This window comes from Desulfovibrio sp. 1214_IL3152, from assembly GCF_036763055.1.
In the GTDB taxonomy this organism is placed as follows: domain Bacteria; phylum Desulfobacterota; class Desulfovibrionia; order Desulfovibrionales; family Desulfovibrionaceae; genus Desulfovibrio.
Window position 1 is genome coordinate 1 of record NZ_JBAIYW010000299.1, and the last position, 1315, is coordinate 1315.

Here is a 1315-nt window from a genome sequence, read left to right on the forward strand (position 1 = left end):
GGGATGCGGCAGGGGCCGGCTCTCAAGGCATGCTGCCGCCCCCGGCGGTTCCTCCGCTTTCCGCAGATGATCTGTTGCCGCCGTCCAACGGTTCCGCAGGGCAGGCTCCTGTCCGTGCGCCTCTTCCGTGAGAAGTCAGGGGCGTGAATGCCCGCCAACTGTCGCCGTCATGATGATATGCGGTGACATGACAGCCGCAGAGCGCCCCCTGACGTTTCCTGGCCGCCCTCCAGTGGCCTGTGCCGGGCTGATGCATGCCTGTCAGGATTGTTTTTGAAGTCCCTTGCGCCATGCAAAGGACTGACGCGGTAAATTTATTCCGGTGGTTAAGGCGCAAAAAGTGCCGGAAGCGGCGGTTGTTACGGGCATGGCCTTGAAAGGATTGGCCCAGTCCGCGCTTGACGGGGGGGCTGTGGGCGTGTATGTAGCTTCTTCCATATTTTAACGCCAGGGCCTTGCCGTCCCTGCCGCCACGGCGGCTGACGGCCTCATAACCGCTAAAGCCCTGCGTGCCGAAAATCCCCGGTCCGGCATTTGGCCCTACCGGAAATTTTAAGGAGTCAGCCATGAAAAGAACATATCAGCCGAGCAAAATCAGAAGGGCACGTACTCACGGCTTTCGCGCCCGTATGGCAACCCCCGGGGGCCGCGCGGTGTTGCGCCGTCGTCGTGCCAAAGGCCGTAAACGCCTGAGCGCCTAGTTGAACGGGGGACTTGCCCCCGTTCGTCATTAGGGAGCTTTCATGCGCCGGTACCTCCTGCCCCGACAGTTGCGCATCCGCCGCCGGGTGGAGTTTACAGCCTGTTACGAGCGGGGCAGGCGCTACCATACCGAGCATTTCCTTGTCTTCGTGTTGCCGCGGGCTTGTCCCGGTCTTCGCGCGCGTACCGGCATGGCCGTTTCCCGTAAGGTGGGTAAGGCCGTGGTGCGCAATCGCGTCAAAAGACTGTTGCGGGAGTTTTACCGTCTGCACAGAAAGGAGCTGCCCGTGGAGGCCGATATCGTTACCGTAGCAAAAAAGCATGCCGGAGAAGCCGCGCTGGACTATGCCCGTGTGGCTGCTGAGCTTTTGCCCCTGTTACGGAGTGTGGCCCGGCAGATGCCGGGCTCTTCGGCATTGGATGGTTTGCCATGAGCCACCTGTTGCGTGTGATCTGCGTTTTTCCCATACGCGTTTATCAGCGTTGCATTTCGCCTGTGCTGCCTCCTGCCTGCCGTTATTATCCCACCTGTTCCGCCTATGCCGCCGAGGCCGTAATGACCCACGGCGTGTTGCGGGGCGGCTGGCTGGCGCTCAAGCGCCTGGCCCGCTGT

At 61.6% G+C, this 1315-nt stretch carries 3 protein-coding genes; all 3 read left to right on the forward strand.

Features of this window, described 5'->3' with window-relative positions:
- The first annotated feature begins 566 nt into the window (after nucleotides 1–566).
- On the forward strand, nucleotides 567–701 hold the full coding sequence (gene rpmH / locus V6C07_RS06425) for a 50S ribosomal protein L34 (RefSeq protein WP_012625590.1): 135 nt from the start codon (nucleotides 567–569) through the stop codon (nucleotides 699–701).
- A gap of 42 nt (nucleotides 702–743) precedes the next feature.
- Nucleotides 744–1136 carry a ribonuclease P protein component gene (gene rnpA, locus V6C07_RS06430; protein ID WP_333535525.1) on the forward strand — a complete coding sequence of 131 codons (393 nt, stop codon included), beginning with the start codon at nucleotides 744–746 and terminating at the stop codon, nucleotides 1134–1136.
- The coding region (gene yidD, locus V6C07_RS06435; RefSeq protein ID WP_333535526.1) for a membrane protein insertion efficiency factor YidD at nucleotides 1133–1315 on the forward strand (183 nt) is incomplete at its 3' end. The genes rnpA and yidD, both read left to right, overlap by 4 nt.

Coding starts and splice junctions, on each gene's coding strand:
- rpmH (WP_012625590.1), top strand. CDS start 567: ATGAAAAGAACATATCAGCCGAGCAAAATCAGAAGGGCACGTACTCAC.
- rnpA (WP_333535525.1), top strand. CDS start 744: ATGCGCCGGTACCTCCTGCCCCGACAGTTGCGCATCCGCCGCCGGGTG.